Below are 19,573 nucleotides of genomic sequence, written 5' to 3'. Positions count from 1 at the left end.
TTAAAATTTAGTATACAGATATTAAGAATTCTTTCGTATAAAAAGGCTACCTCTACAACTTATAGAGATAGCCTTCTATTACATATTATTTTTGAAATACATGTTTTACTTTTTCAGCTGGAATATTACTCCCGCCTCTACCTTTTACATCTTCAATCATCATTGTAATGACCATATCTGGTGAATTTAAATCAAATGCAGCGAACCAACCTAGTTCTTTTCCTTCGGCCTCTTTTGATACTTTTAATTCCGCTGTACCTGTTTTTCCAGCAAGAGTCATGCCATCAATTTTAGCAATTTTCCCTGTACCATCTGGATCATTAATTACTTTCGTCATTGCAGTTTTTAATATATCCTGATTTCCTTTAGAAATTACATTTTCTTTCCAAGCTTTTGGTTGTTTATCTGTTTTAATAATATACGGTGACGGAATCGTTCCATCATTTACAATCGGCGCATACGTTAAAGCTAAATGAAGAGGAGTCATTAATACTTGTCCTTGTCCATATCCCGTATCTGCCATTTGAATATCATTTTTAATGCCGTCATTTGCAATTTTAGAAGCAGGGAATCCATATTCAATTGGTAGTTTCTCATCGAATCCGAATTTTTTCGCTCCACTCATAAACTTGTCTTTTCCGATTTTTAAAGCTTCTTGTGCGAAGTAAATATTATCCGAGTATTTCATCGCCTTATCAAAATCAATCGGATTTGCATCTTTCACACGCGTTACATAGTAATTACCCCAAGAAGAATCTTTTGTCCATTTTAATCCTTCAATTTTCAACTCTTCTTTTGGATCAATCGTTTTCGTTTCAAGACCAATTGCAGCTGTAATAGGTTTAAATACAGAACCTGGTACCGACAATTGTGTAAAGCGATTTGTCATTGGTTTTTTCGGATCATTATTCCAAGCTTCGCGTTGTGCCTTCGATGTCCCTCGTGCAATTATATTAGGATCATATGCTGGACTACTTACTAGTGCAATTGTTTCTCCACTTTTCGGATTAATTGCTGCACTTGAACCAGCTTCGCCCTTCATTTCATTATACGTTTTTTCTTGAACAACACTATCAATAGTTAAAGTTACATTTTCTCCATCAACAGCATCTGTTTTTGCTAAATTTTTAATTTCTTTTCCTTGCGCATCTTCTACAAAGACACGGCCACCTTTTTTACCGCGTAGCTTTTCCTCTAATACTTGCTCTAAGCCAGCTTTACCAACTGGGTCATCAGCTTGATAGCCTTTCTTTTGTAGCGTTTTTAAATCTTCAGCATTTACCTTTCCAATATAACCAGTCAGATGAGCTGCCGCTTCCCCTAACGGATATGTACGAACATTTACAGGTTTTGTTGAAACACCTGGTAAATCAATGTACGTATTTTGTGTTGCCCCTTCAGGCAAAATTCCAATTGGTACGAGATACCCTGGTTTTACCCATTTAGCAGCTAATTTTTGATCAATTTCTTCTACAGACATATTTAATAACTTCGCTACTGTTTCTTTCGTTTGCGGAGCAGTATCGCCTAACTTTTCAGGAATCAATCCGATTTCAGAAGCTTTCCCATTCGTTGCAAGACCTTTTCCATTACGATCGTATATTTCACCACGTTTTGGCTGTGTTGTCTGCATACGCACTTTACTATCTTTCGTCATGCCAGGGAAAATAAAATCAGGAGTCCAATCTATTTTCCAAGATTCTTTATCTCCATCTTTTTCTTTTACCATTTTTGCTTCATGACCAAATGTGATTTTACCACCAACTGTATCCATGCTTACTTTAAAAGGAACAGGACCTTCATCTTTTTTATCTTCTTTTACTTCCCCTGTTTCTACCTTTAAGTCTTTCACTTCGATACCAGAATAAATTTTTTCATATTTCTCAGTAAACTCTTTCTTTGAAATATCTTTTTTTGCATTTTTTGATAGTTGATCATACATATCTGCAAATTTTTGTTTATTCCACGCTTTTACATATGTATCAAACGCTTCTTGTGGTTTTTCTTCTTTACCACATCCAACTAACATGAATGTTAAGCAAAGAAAAAGAATCCCCCATATCTTTCTCAATCGATTCTCCTCCTCTTTCTATATTAGTACTTTTGAAAATTTTAGCATTTTTACATGCTACCTATCATTATAGCACTATCGAATCTCATCTATAAACTTATATTGGTGAATACAAATAAAAAGATTGATGTGAATTCTCACATCAATCTTTTTTATTATTGTTGCTTCTCATATACATGGTAATAATACGTATACGGGTTTTTTTCATCCGTTAAACCTTTTTCTACAAAAATCTCTTTCCAATTTGTCATATCCATTTCTGGGAAGAATGTATCTCCTTCAAATGCATAATGGATTTTTGTTATATATAACTTGTCTACATAAGGTAAAAAGAGATCGTAAATTTGCGCTCCGCCAAAAATAAAAATCTCTTCTTCATTTTTACATAGTTCAAATACTTCTTCTACAGAATGAACAACTTCACAGCCTTCAACATGATACCCTTCATTACGAGTTACAATAATATTACGTCTTCCAGGCAGTGGTCTACCAATCGCTTCATAGTTCTTTCTTCCCATAATAAGCGGGTGGCCCATCGTTGTTTTCTTCACGTATTGTAATTCACTCGGCAAACGCCAAGGTAAATTATTATCTTTACCAATTACTCTATTTTCGTCCATCGCGACCATAAATGAAACAATCATTTTTTCATCTCCTCTACAATTATACTGCAACCGGTGCTTTAATTGCTGGATGCGGATCGTATCCTTCAATCGTTAAATCTTCCATTTCAAAATCAAACACAGATTTCACATCTGGATTTAATGTAAGTTTCGGGAATGGACGTGGTTCACGTGCCAATTGCTTTTCTACTTGTTCAAAATGATTCGTATAAATGTGTGCATCTCCAATTGTATGAACAAATTCTCCTACTTCAAGACCACATTCATGTGCAATTAAATGTGTTAGTAGTGAATAACTTGCGATGTTAAATGGAATTCCAAGGAATATGTCACCACTTCTTTGATATAGCTGACAAGAAAGTTTTCCGTCCGCTACATAAAATTGGAATAATGTATGACAAGGCGGTAATGCCATACTCGGTACGTCTTCAGGATTCCAAGCAGAAACGATTAAACGACGTGAGTCTGGTGTTTTTTTAATCATTTCAATTACATCTTTTAATTGATCAAGTGTCTCACCAGCTGTCGTTTTCCAAGCACGCCATTGTTTACCGTAAACGTCTCCTAAATAACCATATTTATTTGAGAACTCATCATCTTCTAAAACGTTCTTTTTAAACAATTCCATTTGCTCATCGTACTGTACTTTAAATTCTTCATCTTGTTGTGAGCGAAGACCAAAATCAGTCATGTCAGGACCAGTATACTCATCACTTTCTACCCAGCTCTTAAACGCCCATTCATTCCAAATGTTATTATTATGCTGCAATAAATAGCGAATATTTGTATCACCTTTCATAAACCAAAGTAGTTCACTTGCTACAAGGCGAAATGGTACTCTTTTTGTCGTTAATAAAGGAAATCCTTTGCTCAAATCAAAACGCATTTGATATCCAAATACAGATACAGTTCCTGTCCCTGTACGATCTTCTTTCTTCGTACCATGTTCCATTACATGGCGGCATAAATTTAAGTATTCATTTTCAGCATGTTTCATATGTAGGAAAACCTTCTTTCAATCGTATATGGAATTTATCATAACATGAAAAATGGTAAATTTAATAATCTTAATTAATAAAATTTCTTGCGCTAATTCTTACAAAATTATTAACTTTCCATATTTTAAAAGGTTTTCATTTTCTATTACCGAAAGTATAGTGCGGTAGATCAAAATTTATATTTGGAGGTTAGAAATATGTCTAAAATTGAAACACCTGTTATGACTTCTTTACAAACCACGGTTGAAAAAATGATGAAGGATTTAAATGTTCCTGGTGTTGCTGTCGCTGTTATAAAAGACGGTGAAGTTATTCTTTCAGAAGGTTTCGGCTATCGTAATATAGAAACAAAAGAGGCTGTTACACCGAATACTCGATTCGCAATCGGTTCCTCAACGAAAGCGTTTGGTACACTTTCATTAAGCTTGTTAGCACAGCAAAAAAAGTTTAATTGGGATGCTCCTGTCCCGTCTTATATACCTAACTTTACTTTATCTGAACTACTTGCTAGCTCACAAGTTACAGGACGGGATTTAGCTTCTCATCGAACTGGAGTGAGTCGTCATGAGGCTCTTTGGTACAGTTCTTCCTTATCTCGAAAAGATCTCGTTGAAAAAATAAAACATTTACCACTTGATGCACCGTTCCGGACTGCATTTCTATATAACAACTTAATGTATGCAACAATTAGCTACATTGTTGAAAACATTACAAATCAAACGTGGGAGCAATACACTACAGAACATATTTTAGAACCTTTAAATATGAGACATACAAACTTCTCTGTTAACGATTCACAAACTACAGATGATTACGCTTTACCTTACATTGAAAATGACGGTGAAATAAAAGCAGTTCCATTCCGTAACATCGATACAGTTGGCGCTGCTGGGTGTATTAATTCCACAATTGAAGATATGGCAAATTGGGTACTTCTCCACTTAAATGAAGGAAAATTTGGAGATCATGAATTAATCTCCTCTGAATTATTACAACAAATGTATACACCACACAATTCAATTCCAGACCAACCGGTTTTATCACTCCCTGAATCTCCATTAAATAGTTACGGTCTTGGTTGGTTTATTAGCGCTTATCGTGGTAAAAAAGTGATTCATCATGGCGGTAATATCGATGGATTTTCAGCGCTTGTTTCATTCATACCAACAGAAAACATAGGCCTTGTCATTTTAACGAATGCTGGAGGAACATTACTTCCTACTTATCTCGCTAATCAAATTTATGACGAACTACTTGAATTAGAATCCATTGATTGGCATAAACGTGCTGTAGAAGATACTAAAAAAATGAAGGAAATGATGAAAGAAGCAACTGAATCCCTCCCTGAACAAATTAAAGGGACTACACCTTCGCACAAGTTAGAGGATTATACTGGTACTTTTGAACATCCTGCATACGGAACATTACAAGTATACAAACGAGATGATTCGTTATATGTACAATTTATGGAAATGGATATTCAATTAGGGCATCATCATTACGACATCTTCTCCACAAAAGTTGACTTATTCCAAATGAAAATGAGCTTATTATTCGCTTATGAAATAAATGTAAGTGGTGAATTCCCATCCCTTCAGTTACATGTACCAGCTACATTAAGTACTCAGCCGCTTACATTTAAGAAAATTAAATAAGTATCTTGATGTTAAAAAATAAAGGTAGGTGCGAATCACACCTACCTTTTCTATTTCATATCAATCTTATCTGGTTGAAACCAAATTGGCTTCGATAACTCAAAGTTATTATGATCCTCTAAAACTATAGTAAGACGCTCTAACATATCATCTAACATATGCGGCGCTGCTCGTAATGTCCAGACAACTGAGGAGAAAACTGTCATGCCAACGTACACCGTGTATAATTTCCAGAACTCCTCTGGTATTTTCCTATTAAAGTATCCTTCTATTTGTCCGATTGAATACGGAATACTAATATCCCTTGCAAACAGTGCAATTTTTACGAAATCATGAATTGGGTCGCCCCAGTCATAGCCATTAAAATCAACAACACCTACATATTTTCCATCTCGTACAATTATATTTTATAAATGAAAATCATCGTGTTGAAATCGATTCGGGCGGCTCTTTAAATATATTTCATTTTCTTCTATAAACTTTATGATTTTATCATCATTTTTTATTTTTATTCCGCATGTTTTGTATACCTCTACATATTTACTATGTTTTTTCATAGCTCTTTCATACCATGGAAGTATATCCTTAGGAGCTTCAAATGTATGCATTTTTGCTAAATCTTTTCCTGCCTCTATACCAATATCATATTGTTCTTTTGGTGAATACGTAGGCAATAGCTTCTTCGCATCTTCCCCTTCTAAATATGAAAAAACACTATAGCATACACCTTCTTCTTCCAATATACCTATTTCAATTGGCCTTTGTGCCTGTACGTTACGTTTTACCATTTCATTTAAAATTTGAAACTCTATTTTCTTTCTTTCATACTCTTTTATATCGCCTGTCCGAAATAAATATTTTTCATTATTTGCATTCGTAATTACATATTTCTTATCTGGAGAGAAACCTTTAGAAATTTCTTCAATATTCGCTGCATCTTTTACTATTTGTATATTGCTTTGCCGTGCTGTAATTATCTTCATATCTATTCCTCTTACATTTCTGCATTTGGTGTATAGGCAACTTCTACAATAAATCCATTCGGATCGTAAAAATCAATCGTATAGTAACCTTCCGAATAATGATTCATTTCAATTGGACCACGTATTACCTTCACTTTCGTACTAGAAAGAAAATCTGCTACTTCATCAACTACTTCTCTATGAATAGCTTGATAACAAATATGTCTAGGCCCTAACGTCCTTACAATTTCCTCATCTACTTCTTTAAAGTATATTTCACTTTCTCCTGTGCTATATGCTACTTCATTTAACTTTCTCCACCCAATTATAGAAAACAACTTATTATAAAAAGAAATGGACTCCTCTAAATTTGCTACCCAAAATTCAATATGATGAATGCCTGCTCGCAGTGTATTCATATTAAGAATACGCTCCTTGTACTACTTGCACAATTTCCATCGGCTTATGAACCATGTAATCTGGTGCATCTTTTTTCACTGTTTCAATAACATCATATCCCCAAGATACCCAAATTACGTTCACTCCAGCCTTTTTACACGCTGCTACGTCTCGCTGTTCATCACCGACATATAACATATCTTTCTCTGTTATCTTTTTCGATTTTAAAAATCTTTTTATCATCTTGTCTTTACCGAACAAATTTTTAGAACAATACACTTCTTGTATATTTTCTATATCATTCTTTTGTAAAAACGCCCGAATATGCTCTTCTGAGTTCGATGATATGACTGCAATTCCGTAGCCTTTTTTATGTAGTTCATCTAATACTTCCTTCATCCCATGGAACAAAATAAGATCTTTTATAGCAGGTTGATACAATTTATAAAACTCCAGCGCTAATATCGGTAGTTTATACAGTGGTACATCGAGTTGTTTACATCTCTCCGCCATCGTTAACTTGCGTAAATACTCAATTTCTTCTTCTCTTACCGTTTTATATCCGTGCTTTTCAGCAATTTGATTATAAATTGGTACAAATATATTTTGTGAATCTACTAATGTGCCATCAAAGTCAAAAACAATATATTTTTGCATTCCCATACTCCCTTTGCTTCTTTTTTCTAAACCTATGTTATTCAACAACATGGTTGTCTGTCCCTTCTATAAAAATAAAAAAGAACAAGATTTTCTCTTGTTCTTTTTAAGAAAGCCATTTCGGCGGTACATTCGTATTCCAATAAATATTTCCTAACTCATGATGTCCTGAGTATCCATCATCAAAACGATGATAATGGAAATTAAAATAATAACCATCTTGCGGTGGATGATCTCTTCTTACATGGAAACGCAATAAATCATTTCCTGATTTCGTATCGTAGACATGAAAAATCTTTTCATTATTCCCACCAGCTGGTTTTTGAGAAATCGCTAATGATTGTAGTGAATCTTCTGGTACATCACTAGCAAGCTCAGCAATTGCCTCTTCAATCTTTGGTAATATTACATCTTTAAATTCATCTTCAATTACTGGACCAATTTTAGTACCAAACTTTTGCATCGACTGCTTCTCTGCTTCTTGCATCGCATAAGTAATAAAAGTATCGGTGGTTAACCTGTCATTCGTTTCTTCATATGTATAGGACGTACTCTCCAAACTTTGTTGCCCAGCTGTGCTCGTAGGCTTGTCCGCAGCTTTGGCATTATCAAGCAATATGGAAGGAGGCGTCACTAAACCAAATGTAAATACGGTAATTAATGCGACTAAGGTTTTTCTAAACCAATTTGGCATTTATGTTCCCTCCCCTTTCACTCATTATTTTTTATATAACGGTGGTTTCTTCTATTATACAAAATGATTGTAATTTTTGCACTTTACAATTTTGTTAACGTTCACATATTTTTCACTTGAATATGAAATTGTAAGATTTCATACAATATTAATACCACGATATTGAGGAGGCACTTGAATGACTTTAGATGTCATGTATTCCGCCGCAAGCATACTCGTTTTAGTATATTTTATTTATCAATGTGTTACAGACTAGAAAAAGAGCCGTCAATGGCTCTTTTTTAATGGTAGAAATACAATCCATACAATTAATAAAATAAAAACAATGCCACTGATCACAGCTGGCAATAAATAAAACTGTGAAAGTATAACTATTCCATATAAAAGTATTGCTGGTAGTAGTAAATAACGATCTGCCTTCCATCTTAACAATAGTAATTTCCCTTCATCACAATATAAACGAAGAAACATCTTATTCGTAAATTCATTCCAATAATCACGTGCATAGCGAGAAATTGCAACTACAGCAAATACGAGAACAATAGCTGCAATCCACCTTGGAGTCATAATTATACTTGCAGTACTGATACATACAATTTGAATATAAAATATTCGTGCAGTACTTGTACGGAAAAATTCTTTCAAAAAAGATTCGACAATACGAGAATCAGCTTTTTTCCCTAAAAGTCTTTTAGAGCGCGGAAACATCCACGGTTTTTTATTCGAACTACTCGGTTTAGCCGCATGACCACCAACTTGCATAATTCCGCTCGTCCAGCGCATGCTTTCCTCCTTTTCTTTCTCGATTTCTTTAAAAAAGAACTTTTTATAATTCATTTTCTCTTTTACTAATACACTACTTAAGAAAATTACTAGACCGATAAATAAAATTGAATACAACGGATTTTTATAAATAAAAAATAAACTAATTCCAAAAAAGGACACGCTCATAGAAAATACTACATTTTTTACAATCCATAAAACCCATCGTTTCCCCACATGTACATGAACAAATCTCGTTAACAACGACAACATAAATCGAAATATAGTAAAGAATACCCAAAATAATAGGACTTGTATCTCTGTTACTTCGATACTTTTCATCAACACCGGTAACATAATAACGACTACTATTATATTCGTTATCGCTATTCGAACAAATGTGTACATCATGCCATACTGGACTAATTTTCGCATATGTGTTGCATACGAAATTAAAAATAAACTATCCGCTTGCTCAAAAAATGAACGAACTCCTCTTGGATATGTTACTAGATAAAATGCGAGTAATCCTAATCCCAAATAAATCGTCTCTTCCGTTGATAATTCATTTATCCATAGCGATCGATAATAGATTCCCATAAATATAAGTGCTGGAATAATAATATATAATGCGACTGTCCAATCTGTTACCGAACGTATAGACTTCCATTTCCGCTCAAGTTCATGGCGTAATCTCTTATAAAATTGTTGTTTAATCATGTTGTTCACGCCTTACAATTACATCAAAGCAGTCTAATAATGAACTACCCGGCATTTCCGCTAATATTTGAATAGATTCTAAATGTCCATCTGCGACTAATGTACCTTGTGAAATGAGTAAAAATCTTTCACAAATTTTTTCAGCAGTATCTAATACGTGCGTACAAAGTAAAATTCCTGCCCCGCGCTCTTTTTCTTTATATAAATAATTTAAAAACTCTTTCGTAGCTACCGGATCTAAACCGATAAAAGGTTCGTCAATGATATAAAAATCTGGCTCAGTTAAAAACGCCAATATTAGCATCGATTTTTGTTTCATGCCTTTTGAAAACTTTGATAAATACTCATGTTTATGCTTATTCATTCGAAAAGTATGTAATAATTGTTCCGCTCGTTCTTCCCAACTTCCCATTTCACTTCCACGAGCTGCCATTAATAATTCAATATGTTCCCAGAGCGTCAAGTAATCATAGTATGTTGGATGTTCTGGTACGTATGCATACGGATTTTTCTTTTCACCGAATGATATTTCACCGTCCATATTTACAAGTAATCCGAGTATCGTTTTAATCGTCGTACTCTTCCCAGCACCATTTGCTCCAATAAGAGCAACTAGTTCACCTTTTTCGATAGAAAAAGCTATATCATGAATTATTTTTTCGCCTATTTCATATCCAGCTGAGCGGATATTTACTTTTAACATGCATTCCCCTTCTTTCCATTTCTAATACAATCAAGGAAAAGAATAACATATAACTATCTATATATCATTATAAAATATTTATTTTCATAGCAGGAAAAAACATTTTTTAACAGAATATTAAATGTTTGATTACATTTTATTGGAGTGGATAATATGTCTTTTCAAATTCGTGAAGCAACGATAGATGATATAGACGCACTTTGTTCTTTAACGAAAGAATTAAAAGGTTCCTCTATTTCCTATGAAGATATGAACAACCGATTACAATTCGTACAAATGAGTCCGTTTGATTTTTTATATGTTTACGAGGAAGAAGAAGCTATATTTGGATTACTTGGATTTCGTATACGTGAAAATTTAGAAGATGTAACACGTTATGGAGAGATTTCAATTATTAGCGTTGATTCTAACATACGACGGAAAGGCATTGGACAAGTGTTGATGGATTATGCCGAGCAATTAGCAAAGAAACATAATTGCATTGGCACATGGCTAGTTAGTGGAACAAAAAGAGTAGAAGCTCATCCTTTTTACAAAAAATTAGGATATGAAGTAAATGGCTACAGATTTGTAAAACATTTTTAAACTACTTATAAATTGAAGGGACTATAACTATGACAAACATTAAAGCAATTTTCATTGATCGTGACGGTACAATTGGTGGTGACACTACAATACATTATCCAGGATCTTTTTCATTATTTCCATTCACAAAAACATCCTTGCAAAAACTAAAAGCTAAAAATATAAAAATTTTCTCTTTCACAAATCAACCTGGTATCGCAGATGGAATTGCAACTGTAGCCGATTTTGTACAAGAATTAGAAGGCTTCGGTTTTGATGATATTTATGTATGTCCTCATAAACACGGTGATGGTTGTGAATGCCGTAAACCAAGTACAGGCATGCTGCTTAAAGCAGCAAAAAAACATGGACTTAATTTAACACAATGTGCTGTAGTTGGTGATCGCTGGACTGATATTGTTGCAGGAGCAAAAGTAAATGCGACTACGATTCTAGTCCGAACAGGCGCTGGGTATGATGCTTTGCATACGTACCGAGACAAATGGGCACATATTGAACCAAACTACATTGCAGATAACTTTGAAGATGCAACGAACTGGGTTTTAAATCAACTATAATACAAATGAAGTTTTTGATTCACTCGAAATAATTTAAAACATAGTTTAAATAGCCTTTTTGGCAAATAATTGTCTTCCACAAAACGGATCACCTCAAAAGGTAGCAAGTTCCCTTTTGATACGCAAACATTGCAATTCAAATTATATTTTTTATTAGTAACAGCAATTAACGTAAAGAAGGAATAGCTTAGTGGCTATCCCTTCTTTATTGACTTCTATTATTTACATTTGTTATCTGTTTTTATTGAGTATTCTCATCGTTTTTATACTCCAAAACATCCCCTGGCTGACACTCCAAAGCTTTACATATCGCTTCTAATGTTGAAAAACGAACCGCTTTTGCTTTCCCATTTTTCAAAATAGAAAGATTCGCCATCGTAATTCCAACCTTCTCCGAAAGCTCCGTTACACTCATTTTTCGTTTTGCTAACATGACGTCAATATTAATAATGATTGTCATATCCGCCACCTCAGACCGTCAAATCATTTTCTGATTTTATGTTAATTGCCTCTTGTAGAAGTCGTTGGAGGATAGCAGCAAAAACGGCGATAACGAGCGAAGCAAAAACGATAATGAGTCCCACTAGCCCAATAGGAGGGTCCATTTTTTTCGCTATAAAATGAAAAAGTGGCAAACTTAATACATACAAACCACTGATTGTAATTGCACAGCGCTTTATATTCTTTAACGCCTTTACTGATAATTCCGAGAATGCTGTGTTCTCATCAATGTACTGTAAAAGATTGAAAGCCTGATAAAGAGCAACGTAAAAAGGCACAGCTGCTCCATACATCACAATGAAAACAAGATATTTCATCGGAGCAATATTAGGATACAAATTTGCTGCGAAATTCGCCATTTCCGGCACTAAAAATATGCATAAAGCAAGTACTGAAATTCCAGCAAGAAAAATAATTACTTTTAAGAACGTTGTTGAACTTCGTTTAAGATTCATTTACAATACCTCACTTATTTAATGGCAACATAATTTTATCACAACATTTATTGTTTAACAATAAATAAATATCGTTTTATTTTCGTCATATTTTTTAATTTAGGCAAAAATAAAAAAGAATTTCTCATTACAAAGAAATTCTTTTTCTTGAAAATGTCTCTTTCAACTTAATTTTTTAAAACGTTAATTCGTAATGGAAATAACGATTATCTCTCAAATAACCATTTTCAGCGTATAATCGTTGTGCTGATAAATTATCAATCTCCGTTTGCAGCTTTACACCTTTTGCTCCATTTTCTAATGCGTATTCTTTAGCAGCTTCTAATAATTTTTTACCTGTTCCGGCTCCACGCTTCGCCGCTTGTACAAATAAATCATTTAAAATCCATAATTCTTTCATTGAAATAGAAGAAAATGATGGATATAGTTGCGTGAACCCAATATATTCGCCGTCTTCAACTGCTACGAAAATAACAGACTCTTTTTTCTCAATTCTATTTCGTAAAAATACTTTTGCCCCTTCTAAATCAGAATCTTGCCTATAAAACATGCGATAGTTATTAAAAACTGATGCTAGTCCATCTAAATCTGCAATTGTTGCCTCATATATTCTCATTTTACTCCATTCCCCTTCCAATACTGTCTCATTATATCCGTTGCCCATTTAGGCTGGTGTATTTCTTCTGTCGGCATAAACTCTTTCATTATTGGTTTTATATCCAATATAGGAGTGCCATCAATAGCATCTAATCCCTCAACAATAATTGATTTACCTTCTCTTTTTATCACCTTTACAATTGTTACACCTATGCGATTTGGGCGATTTTTCCCGCGCTGTGCAAAAATACCTACTTCAGGATAATCCTTATTATTTCTAGGATGTCTAGCAAAATACTGAATTTGCTCGTCAGTTACTTTATGAAAATAAAAAACAACTTCAATATGAGAAAAATCTTCAACCCCTTGTATACTCTCTTCTGCATACATTTCAGTTAAAGTTATACGAGATCTTACTTCTCCCCACTCATCATCTTTTATTTCCTTTCTTTCATTATGTACAAATGCGATTGGTTGAACTGAAAACATACGCATTCCCCCTTAAATGTAACCACTTACATTATAAAATATTTTCTGAATGTTTTCCAGATATACGAATAAAGTTTACATAATATAATTATACTCTATCTAGAGCTACCTTGACTGCTTCAATTGCATGTATATGAGTTGTATCAAATATCGGGACAGATACGTTTTCTTGCTTTATTAATAACCCTATTTCTGTACAACCTAATATGATTCCCTGTGCTTCTTTTTGCACTAACTCTTCGATGACTCTTTTATAATATTCTCTAGATTGAGATACTATTTTTCCTAAACATAATTCTGTATATATTACTTTATTTATTTCTTTTCTATTTTTTTCTGATGGTACTATTACTTTTATATCATGCTCTTCAATACGTGACTTATAGAAATCTTGCTCCATTGTATATTTAGTTCCAAGCAGACCAACCTTTTGAATGTCTTTTCTTTTAATTTCTTTTGCAGTTGCATCAGCAATATGTAAGACTGGAATATCAATTTTGGCCTTTATTTTTCCAACTACCTTATGCATTGTATTTGTACAAATGATTATAAAGTCTGCTCCTCCCTTTTGTAATGAATATGCCGCATTCCCTAGAATTTCTCCAGCACCATCCCAATCTCCGCTAGACTGACATCGTTCAATCTCTTCAAAATCCACACTATTAATCAAACATTTTGCTGAATGTAGCCCTCCTAATCTCTCTTTTATTTCTTCATTAATAATTCGATAATATTCAGAAGTTGATTCCCAACTCATACCACCTATAAGACCTATCGTTTTCATATAAACACCTACCTAAACTTTTTTTATAAAACTAATAACAACGTTTTATTATGTATATTATACACAATAAAACAAGACTTTAAGTTTGGAATATAAAGTCTTGTTTTAACGTAATAATATAGAATAATTGTACTTTCATTTCCAAGGAAATTTTTATAGAATATTCTGAAATTAATAATCTGATATTTTTATAAATTCTTTATACTTATAATTAAAACACTCTCGATACAACTCTTTGATTTCATCATATGATGGAACACGTGGGTTATTAGCTGGGCTACCACTTTCAATTGCATCTGATGCCATTTTAGAGATAGCATTTTCAAATTCAATTTCATCGATACCGTATTCTTTTAAATTTGGAATACGAAGATCATAGCAAAGCTTTTTTATTTCCCCAATCGTGTAGTCTGCTACTTCCTCATCAGAATTCGAATACAAATCCTTATTTAAGTTACGTCCAATTTTTGCTAACCTTTTCACTGCACTTGTTTTTGTAAACTCTAACACTGTAGGTAATAGTATGGCATTTGATATTCCATGCGGTACATGAAATAATGCTCCCACTGGCCTTGACATTCCATGAACTAATGTAACTGATGCATTCGAAAATGCAATTCCAGCTTGTAAGGAAGCAATCATCATCGCTTCTCTTGCCTCCATATTATGTCCATCTTCATATGCTATACGTAAATATTTCATAATACTTTCAATAGCTGAAAGAGCAAGTACATCTGTAAGTGGTTGTGAAAATTTAGAAATATAAGCTTCAATCGCATGACATAACGCATCTATTCCTGTTGCTGCCGTAATTTGTGGTGGTAACGAACTTGTCAAAACTGGATCTATAATTGCTACTTTCGGTATAAAACTAGGATGCTTCATCATTATTTTTACATCTGTTTTTTTATTCGTAATTACTGCTACACTTGTAACTTCCGAACCAGTACCAGAAGTTGTTGGAATTGCAATAAGTGGTAGTGGATTGTTTTCTATTTCAATATCCTTTTGGACATAATCCTCAACTTCTCCACCATTTGTATATAAAACCGCTACCGCTTTCGCAGCATCAATACAACTTCCACCACCAATACCGATAATAAAATCGCACTTTTCCTCTTTACAAAGAGATAACGCTTCTAATACGTGTATATTTGTAGGCTCAGCATCCACTTTATTATATGTGCTAACAATAATACCTTTCTTATTTAGTTGTTGCATACACTTTTCAACATATCCTAATTTCTCCATAATTGTATCAGTAACTATAAAAGCTCTTTTCCCTAACTTTTTTGATTGTTCTCCCAGTTTTTCAAGCGAATTCCTTCCATATAATACCGACTTTGGCATACGAAACTCAGAAACCTCTTGCAAGTCCCCCACCCCTTCTTATCCTAATTAATATTTTATAATATAAATTATCGATTTGATGAATCTTTACGATTCAAATTTTTTAATAGAGTCCTGTTAAAGTATAGAATGCGATAACTAAAAATACAGCAACCGTTTTCAAAATAGTAATAGCAAATATATCTTTATATGACTGTTTATGTGTTAATCCCGTTACTGTAAGAATAGTAATAATAGCCCCGTTATGTGGTAGTGTATCCATTCCTCCTGATGCCATTGATACGATACGGTGCATAACTTCTAATGGAATATCAAATTGATTGGCCGCTGCAATAAATTTATCTCCCATTGCGCTTAATACTATTCCCATTCCTCCTGATGCCGAGCCTGTAATTCCAGCTAAAATATTCGTCGTTACTGCACCATTCACTAACGGATTTGTGAAAGTAGCAGAGATGCCATCTCTCATAATTGCGAAGCCTGGAAGTGCTGCAATGACACCACCGAATCCAAACTCAGCTCCTGTATTCATCGTTGCAAGTAGCGCTCCACCAATACTTGTATTCAATCCAGCTTGGAAACCTGTTACTACTCGCTTCCAATATAATAATAACGTTGTTAAGATCCCTATAATAAGTGCCAATTCTACAGACCAAATTCCTACTACTGCACTTAATTCTACTTTTCCAAATGCTTTCATACCAATTGCAGAAAAATCAAAACCGCTTGGATACCACTTCGGTATCATAATAGTAAACACTTTATTCATTACACCTACTAAAATAAGTGGTATAAATGCAATAAGTTGTTGTGCTCTTGTAATTTCAATGTTATTAATTAATGGCATATTTTTTTGTTCTAATTGCACAGATGCTGCCATTTCAGTATTTCCATCATTAAAACCAAAGTATCCTTCACCTGCTGCTTTTGCCTTCTTACGTCTACTCTCTAAATATAGTAAACCTAATGTAAGAACAAAAATTGCTCCTACAATCCCAAGTATCGGTGCAGCATAAATATCCGTTTTAAAAAATGTTGTAGGTATTACATTTTGAATTTGTGGTGATCCAGGTAGCGCATCCATTGTAAACGTTACTGCTCCAAGAACAATCGTTCCAGGGATTAAACGCTTTGGAATATTAGCTTGTCGAAACAACTTAGCTGCGAACGGATAAACAGCAAACACTACTACATACACACTAACACCACTATACGTTAAAATAGCCCCCATTAATACAATCGCTAATATAGTACGTTTTTCACCAACTAACTCAATAATTGTTTTTGCGATAGAATCTGCAATTCCTGACATTTCCACTACTTTTCCAAATATTGCTCCTAATAAAAACACAGGAAAATATAATTTTATAAATCCAACCATTTTCTCCATAAAGATATTAGAAAAGAAAGGTAATACATAACTAGGTTCTGTCAAAAATACTGCAAATAATGCAAATATCGGCGCGAATAAAATAACAGAAAAACCTCTGTATGCTACGAACATAAGTAAACTTAGTGCTAATAATATAATAACTAACTCCAATTTTACCCCTCCATTAAACAGAATATTCTAAATTTTATTGATAAATTTCTACTAACCTTTTAATTCTGACATCCCTCCTCTTATTCATACAAATTTTTATGCTAAAAATGTCTAATTATAATTATTCGATTACATATGAAAAATCCCTTTAAACAGAAACGAATTCATCGTCATACGTTATAAAGGGATTGCTAGAATCTATATTTACTGCTGTATTAAATTTTTCTCTACACAAAAATGATACAGTTCTTCAACATCTTTCACTATGTAGGTCGCACTAACTTCAGTCAGTTCTTTTTCACAGCCATAGCCATATAAAACACCAATTGAAGCAATTCCATTCTGATTTGCACCTATTATATCGTGCTTTCTATCACCAATCATTATCATTTCTTCTTTATTTAGTTCTTCATGTGTTTGTAAAATATGAGCAATTATTTCTTCTTTTTTTATTCTCGTACCATCTAAATTACTTCCAATGATGTCTTCGAAATAATTCGTTAATTGAAAATGCTCTATAACTTGTTTCGCAAATACAGTGGGCTTTGAAGTTGCTACGAATATGCGATTCCCTGAACTTTTTAATTGTTGCAAGAGCTTCAGAATCCCCTCGTATACATTATTTTCAAACAATCCACGCTGCTTTAAATACTCACGGAAGTAAAAAACAGCACGTTCAACCTCTCCTTCACTCATATTATATCTCTCTATGAATGATTGCTGAATAGGAGGACCTATAAATGAATCTAACTCACTTATATGTACTTCTTCAATTCCTACTTTTTTTAATGCATATAAAACCGAGTTTACAATCCCTTCTTTCGGATCCGTTAAAGTTCCATCTAAATCAAATAGAAATGTTTTATACATGCTTCATTCCTCCACTTAATTTGCTGTATAAATAAGTGCTAACATCTCTTCCACTTCTCCCTATTATACTATTATTATCTATTTTTTCGAAAAATCAATTTCCATATGTCACATACTTTCAGTTACAAAATACGATAGATATGATACAGTAAAAAAGTTACAATTATTTTAATAGAAACTGGTGAAACAAATGTCAATTACGTTAATTTTTATAATGGCTTTCACAATTGTGATCCACGCAGTTGAAACAAGCTCTTATAGTATTCGATTAGCTGGAGTACGTTTAAAGAAGATTGCGGTTGCCTTGTCTGTTGTAGGAATGGTGTTACTTATTTCAAGAACATCAAACTTACTACAAGCCTTTTTAATCGGTGGTATTGTCGATGAAGCAAAACTAGATTCTTCTATTAATTTAGAGCATATTATACGGCTCGTACTATTATCGGCTTCTATCGGTACTTTAATCGCGATCATTCTTTATCCAACTTTGACAAAATTATTTGGATATGTCATTCAAAACTTTGAAACAGACGGTTCTTTCATTCGAATGATGAAAACGAATAACATTCAAAAATTAAAGTACACAAAAAAATATGTCCGTTTTCCAAAGTTAGAAATGATTCATAGACTGCGTATCGGTGGTATTCCAAAGCGTATTATGCTTATTAACATGTTTGCTACTGCTATTTATACAGCAGGGGTACTTTCAGCCCTTTACGCTTCTTTTTTAAATCCAGATTATGCAACAAATGCAAGTACAGCTTCTGGCCTTGTAAATGGTTTCGCCACTATTTTATTAACTGTATTACTCGATCCACGCATTGCTCTTTTAACAGAACGTGCTCTACAATCAGAAAGCGGTGCTGAATCTATGAGTAAAATGTATGGTTGGCTAATGATTTCTAGACTTCTCGGCACATTATTAGCACAACTGCTATTTGTACCAGGTGCTTACTGGATTTTATGGATTATTGAACTGATGCATTAATTTACTAGAAAGGTGAATTTATCAATGAAGATCAAAACAGAGAAAGATATAATTCGCTTAATAGAAAACGACGAATGGATGATGAATGTATTACAAATGGCAAAATCACTAGAGCTACCTGATTGGTGGATTTGTGCCGGATTTGTTCGTTCTAAAATTTGGGATACTTTACATGACTATGAAGCTAAAACGGCTATGCCTGATGTTGATGTGATTTATTATGATAGTCTACATCAAGATGAGATATACGAACAATCATTAGAAACGAAATTAATGAATATTGATGCTACTATCCCTTGGTCTGTAAAAAATCAAGCTCGTATGCATGTAGTGAATAATATGCCACCATATTCTTCTTCTGTTAATGCTATTTCTAAATTCCCTGAAACAGCAACGGCTTTAGGAGTTACACTTGATGAACTAAACAACGTTATCTTAACAGCCCCATGTGGTATTGAAGATGTCCTTTCCTTACAAGTGAAACCAACAGCTCATTTTCTTGAATCGAAAGAACGATTACATATGTACAAAAACAGAGTTATAAAAAAGAATTGGCAAAGTAAGTGGCCTAACATCACAATCACATATCCAGAAATTTAGAAAGGGTGCC

Annotated in this window: 21 protein-coding genes and 1 pseudogene; 5 read left to right on the top strand and 17 right to left on the bottom strand. The window is 33.6% G+C overall.

Annotated elements, in window-relative coordinates; translation table 11 throughout:
* Positions 1-85: 85 nt before the first annotated feature.
* The 3 genes from pbpC to BHV55_RS11085 all read right to left on the bottom strand — a co-directional run bounded on the left by pbpC (position 86) and on the right by BHV55_RS11085 (position 3,691).
* Positions 86-2,071, bottom strand: coding sequence for a penicillin-binding protein 3 (gene pbpC, locus BHV55_RS11095; RefSeq protein WP_070757418.1), 1,986 nt, complete (start codon positions 2,069-2,071; stop codon positions 86-88).
* A gap of 155 nt (positions 2,072-2,226) precedes the next feature.
* Positions 2,227-2,715: a dihydrofolate reductase gene (locus tag BHV55_RS11090; RefSeq protein ID WP_000637207.1), complete on the bottom strand. Its 489-nt coding sequence runs from the start codon at positions 2,713-2,715 to the stop codon at positions 2,227-2,229.
* A 19-nt stretch (positions 2,716-2,734) separates the two neighbouring features.
* Positions 2,735-3,691 (bottom strand): thymidylate synthase, encoded by a 957-nt coding sequence (locus tag BHV55_RS11085; RefSeq protein WP_000679609.1) that lies wholly within the window; start codon positions 3,689-3,691, stop codon positions 2,735-2,737.
* A gap of 198 nt (positions 3,692-3,889) precedes the next feature.
* Between BHV55_RS11085 and BHV55_RS11080 the strand changes: the two genes are divergently transcribed.
* A complete protein-coding gene (locus BHV55_RS11080; RefSeq protein ID WP_070757420.1) occupies positions 3,890-5,347 on the top strand; it encodes a serine hydrolase in 1,458 nt (485 codons plus the stop codon).
* Positions 5,348-5,397: 50 nt separating this feature from the next.
* On the opposite strand, the pseudogene BHV55_RS11075 reads toward BHV55_RS11080, so the two are convergent.
* The 6 genes and pseudogenes from BHV55_RS11075 to BHV55_RS11050 form a co-directional block, all read right to left on the bottom strand.
* A pseudogene (locus BHV55_RS11075) lies at positions 5,398-6,330 on the bottom strand (aminoglycoside phosphotransferase family protein).
* Positions 6,331-6,341: 11 nt separating this feature from the next.
* A complete protein-coding gene (locus tag BHV55_RS11070; RefSeq protein WP_001094668.1) occupies positions 6,342-6,728 on the bottom strand; it encodes a VOC family protein in 387 nt (128 codons plus the stop codon).
* A 1-nt stretch (position 6,729) separates the two neighbouring features.
* Entirely contained in the window at positions 6,730-7,365 is a 636-nt protein-coding gene (locus BHV55_RS11065) for an HAD family hydrolase (protein WP_001987851.1), read from the bottom strand.
* A gap of 106 nt (positions 7,366-7,471) precedes the next feature.
* The gene (locus tag BHV55_RS11060; protein WP_001134421.1) at positions 7,472-8,059 is read right to left on the bottom strand and encodes a YpjP family protein; all 588 of its coding nucleotides are present in this window, start codon (positions 8,057-8,059) and stop codon (positions 7,472-7,474) included.
* 267 nt (positions 8,060-8,326) lie between these two features.
* Positions 8,327-9,541, bottom strand: a complete 1,215-nt coding sequence (locus BHV55_RS11055) for an ABC transporter permease (RefSeq protein WP_070757422.1) — start codon at positions 9,539-9,541, stop codon at positions 8,327-8,329.
* The gene (locus BHV55_RS11050) at positions 9,534-10,244 is read right to left on the bottom strand and encodes an ABC transporter ATP-binding protein (RefSeq protein ID WP_000921904.1); all 711 of its coding nucleotides are present in this window, start codon (positions 10,242-10,244) and stop codon (positions 9,534-9,536) included. The genes BHV55_RS11055 and BHV55_RS11050 overlap by 8 nt, the downstream gene beginning before the upstream one ends.
* Before the next feature lie 153 nt (positions 10,245-10,397).
* Between BHV55_RS11050 and BHV55_RS11045 the strand changes: the two genes are divergently transcribed.
* Together BHV55_RS11045 and BHV55_RS11040 are read left to right on the top strand one after the other, a co-directional pair.
* Positions 10,398-10,829, top strand: coding sequence for a GNAT family N-acetyltransferase (locus BHV55_RS11045; protein WP_000009776.1), 432 nt, complete (start codon positions 10,398-10,400; stop codon positions 10,827-10,829).
* 29 nt (positions 10,830-10,858) lie between these two features.
* Complete coding sequence (locus tag BHV55_RS11040) at positions 10,859-11,386, top strand: HAD-IIIA family hydrolase (RefSeq protein WP_000181772.1); 528 nt, start codon at positions 10,859-10,861, stop codon at positions 11,384-11,386.
* 241 nt (positions 11,387-11,627) lie between these two features.
* Here the strand turns inward: BHV55_RS11040 and BHV55_RS11035 are convergent, their stop codons facing one another.
* The 8 genes from BHV55_RS11035 to BHV55_RS11000 all read right to left on the bottom strand — a co-directional run bounded on the left by BHV55_RS11035 (position 11,628) and on the right by BHV55_RS11000 (position 17,975).
* Complete coding sequence (locus tag BHV55_RS11035) at positions 11,628-11,846, bottom strand: helix-turn-helix domain-containing protein (protein WP_000152535.1); 219 nt, start codon at positions 11,844-11,846, stop codon at positions 11,628-11,630.
* 10 nt (positions 11,847-11,856) lie between these two features.
* On the bottom strand, positions 11,857-12,342 hold the full coding sequence (locus BHV55_RS11030) for a DUF2975 domain-containing protein (RefSeq protein WP_001050149.1): 486 nt from the start codon (positions 12,340-12,342) through the stop codon (positions 11,857-11,859).
* Positions 12,343-12,517: 175 nt separating this feature from the next.
* Positions 12,518-12,958, bottom strand: a complete 441-nt coding sequence (locus BHV55_RS11025) for a GNAT family N-acetyltransferase (RefSeq protein WP_001223866.1) — start codon at positions 12,956-12,958, stop codon at positions 12,518-12,520.
* A complete protein-coding gene (locus BHV55_RS11020) occupies positions 12,955-13,428 on the bottom strand; it encodes an SAM-dependent methyltransferase (protein WP_000493255.1) in 474 nt (157 codons plus the stop codon). The genes BHV55_RS11025 and BHV55_RS11020 overlap by 4 nt, the downstream gene beginning before the upstream one ends.
* Positions 13,429-13,516: 88 nt before the next feature.
* Positions 13,517-14,212, bottom strand: a complete 696-nt coding sequence (locus BHV55_RS11015) for an aspartate/glutamate racemase family protein (RefSeq protein ID WP_070757424.1) — start codon at positions 14,210-14,212, stop codon at positions 13,517-13,519.
* Positions 14,213-14,383: 171 nt separating this feature from the next.
* Positions 14,384-15,586 carry an iron-containing alcohol dehydrogenase gene (locus BHV55_RS11010; protein ID WP_070757426.1) on the bottom strand — a complete coding sequence of 401 codons (1,203 nt, stop codon included), beginning with the start codon at positions 15,584-15,586 and terminating at the stop codon, positions 14,384-14,386.
* Positions 15,587-15,665: 79 nt separating this feature from the next.
* Complete coding sequence (locus BHV55_RS11005) at positions 15,666-17,105, bottom strand: GntP family permease (RefSeq protein WP_000424329.1); 1,440 nt, start codon at positions 17,103-17,105, stop codon at positions 15,666-15,668.
* A gap of 204 nt (positions 17,106-17,309) precedes the next feature.
* A complete protein-coding gene (locus BHV55_RS11000) occupies positions 17,310-17,975 on the bottom strand; it encodes an HAD family hydrolase (protein ID WP_000278478.1) in 666 nt (221 codons plus the stop codon).
* 190 nt (positions 17,976-18,165) lie between these two features.
* On the opposite strand from BHV55_RS11000, the gene BHV55_RS10995 reads away from it, so the two are divergent.
* Both BHV55_RS10995 and BHV55_RS10990 read left to right on the top strand, forming a co-directional pair.
* Complete coding sequence (locus BHV55_RS10995) at positions 18,166-18,963, top strand: lipid II flippase Amj family protein (protein WP_000028915.1); 798 nt, start codon at positions 18,166-18,168, stop codon at positions 18,961-18,963.
* A 24-nt stretch (positions 18,964-18,987) separates the two neighbouring features.
* A complete protein-coding gene (locus BHV55_RS10990) occupies positions 18,988-19,563 on the top strand; it encodes a nucleotidyltransferase family protein (RefSeq protein ID WP_000695357.1) in 576 nt (191 codons plus the stop codon).
* The last annotated feature ends 10 nt before the right edge of the window (positions 19,564-19,573 follow it).

The sequence above is a fragment of the Bacillus sp. RZ2MS9 genome (assembly GCF_001816185.2).
GTDB lineage: Bacteria > Bacillota > Bacilli > Bacillales > Bacillaceae_G > Bacillus_A > Bacillus_A cereus.
The sequence above is the reverse complement of the archived record's forward strand: the minus strand, read 5'-3'. Positions and strand labels throughout refer to the sequence as shown.

Excerpts from the sequence above, each read along its gene's own strand:
- BHV55_RS11090 (WP_000637207.1), bottom strand. The coding sequence starts at position 2,715 with ATGATTGTTTCATTTATGGTCGCGATGGACGAAAATAGAGTAATTGGT.
- BHV55_RS11085 (WP_000679609.1), bottom strand. The coding sequence starts at position 3,691 with ATGAAACATGCTGAAAATGAATACTTAAATTTATGCCGCCATGTAATG.
- BHV55_RS11080 (WP_070757420.1), top strand. The coding sequence starts at position 3,890 with ATGTCTAAAATTGAAACACCTGTTATGACTTCTTTACAAACCACGGTT.
- BHV55_RS11070 (WP_001094668.1), bottom strand. The coding sequence starts at position 6,728 with ATGAATACACTGCGAGCAGGCATTCATCATATTGAATTTTGGGTAGCA.
- BHV55_RS11065 (WP_001987851.1), bottom strand. The coding sequence starts at position 7,365 with ATGCAAAAATATATTGTTTTTGACTTTGATGGCACATTAGTAGATTCA.
- BHV55_RS11060 (WP_001134421.1), bottom strand. The coding sequence starts at position 8,059 with ATGCCAAATTGGTTTAGAAAAACCTTAGTCGCATTAATTACCGTATTT.
- BHV55_RS11055 (WP_070757422.1), bottom strand. The coding sequence starts at position 9,541 with ATGATTAAACAACAATTTTATAAGAGATTACGCCATGAACTTGAGCGG.
- BHV55_RS11050 (WP_000921904.1), bottom strand. The coding sequence starts at position 10,244 with ATGTTAAAAGTAAATATCCGCTCAGCTGGATATGAAATAGGCGAAAAA.
- BHV55_RS11045 (WP_000009776.1), top strand. The coding sequence starts at position 10,398 with ATGTCTTTTCAAATTCGTGAAGCAACGATAGATGATATAGACGCACTT.
- BHV55_RS11040 (WP_000181772.1), top strand. The coding sequence starts at position 10,859 with ATGACAAACATTAAAGCAATTTTCATTGATCGTGACGGTACAATTGGT.
- BHV55_RS11035 (WP_000152535.1), bottom strand. The coding sequence starts at position 11,846 with ATGACAATCATTATTAATATTGACGTCATGTTAGCAAAACGAAAAATG.
- BHV55_RS11030 (WP_001050149.1), bottom strand. The coding sequence starts at position 12,342 with ATGAATCTTAAACGAAGTTCAACAACGTTCTTAAAAGTAATTATTTTT.
- BHV55_RS11025 (WP_001223866.1), bottom strand. The coding sequence starts at position 12,958 with ATGAGAATATATGAGGCAACAATTGCAGATTTAGATGGACTAGCATCA.
- BHV55_RS11020 (WP_000493255.1), bottom strand. The coding sequence starts at position 13,428 with ATGTTTTCAGTTCAACCAATCGCATTTGTACATAATGAAAGAAAGGAA.
- BHV55_RS11015 (WP_070757424.1), bottom strand. The coding sequence starts at position 14,212 with ATGAAAACGATAGGTCTTATAGGTGGTATGAGTTGGGAATCAACTTCT.
- BHV55_RS11000 (WP_000278478.1), bottom strand. The coding sequence starts at position 17,975 with ATGTATAAAACATTTCTATTTGATTTAGATGGAACTTTAACGGATCCG.
- BHV55_RS10995 (WP_000028915.1), top strand. The coding sequence starts at position 18,166 with ATGTCAATTACGTTAATTTTTATAATGGCTTTCACAATTGTGATCCAC.
- BHV55_RS10990 (WP_000695357.1), top strand. The coding sequence starts at position 18,988 with ATGAAGATCAAAACAGAGAAAGATATAATTCGCTTAATAGAAAACGAC.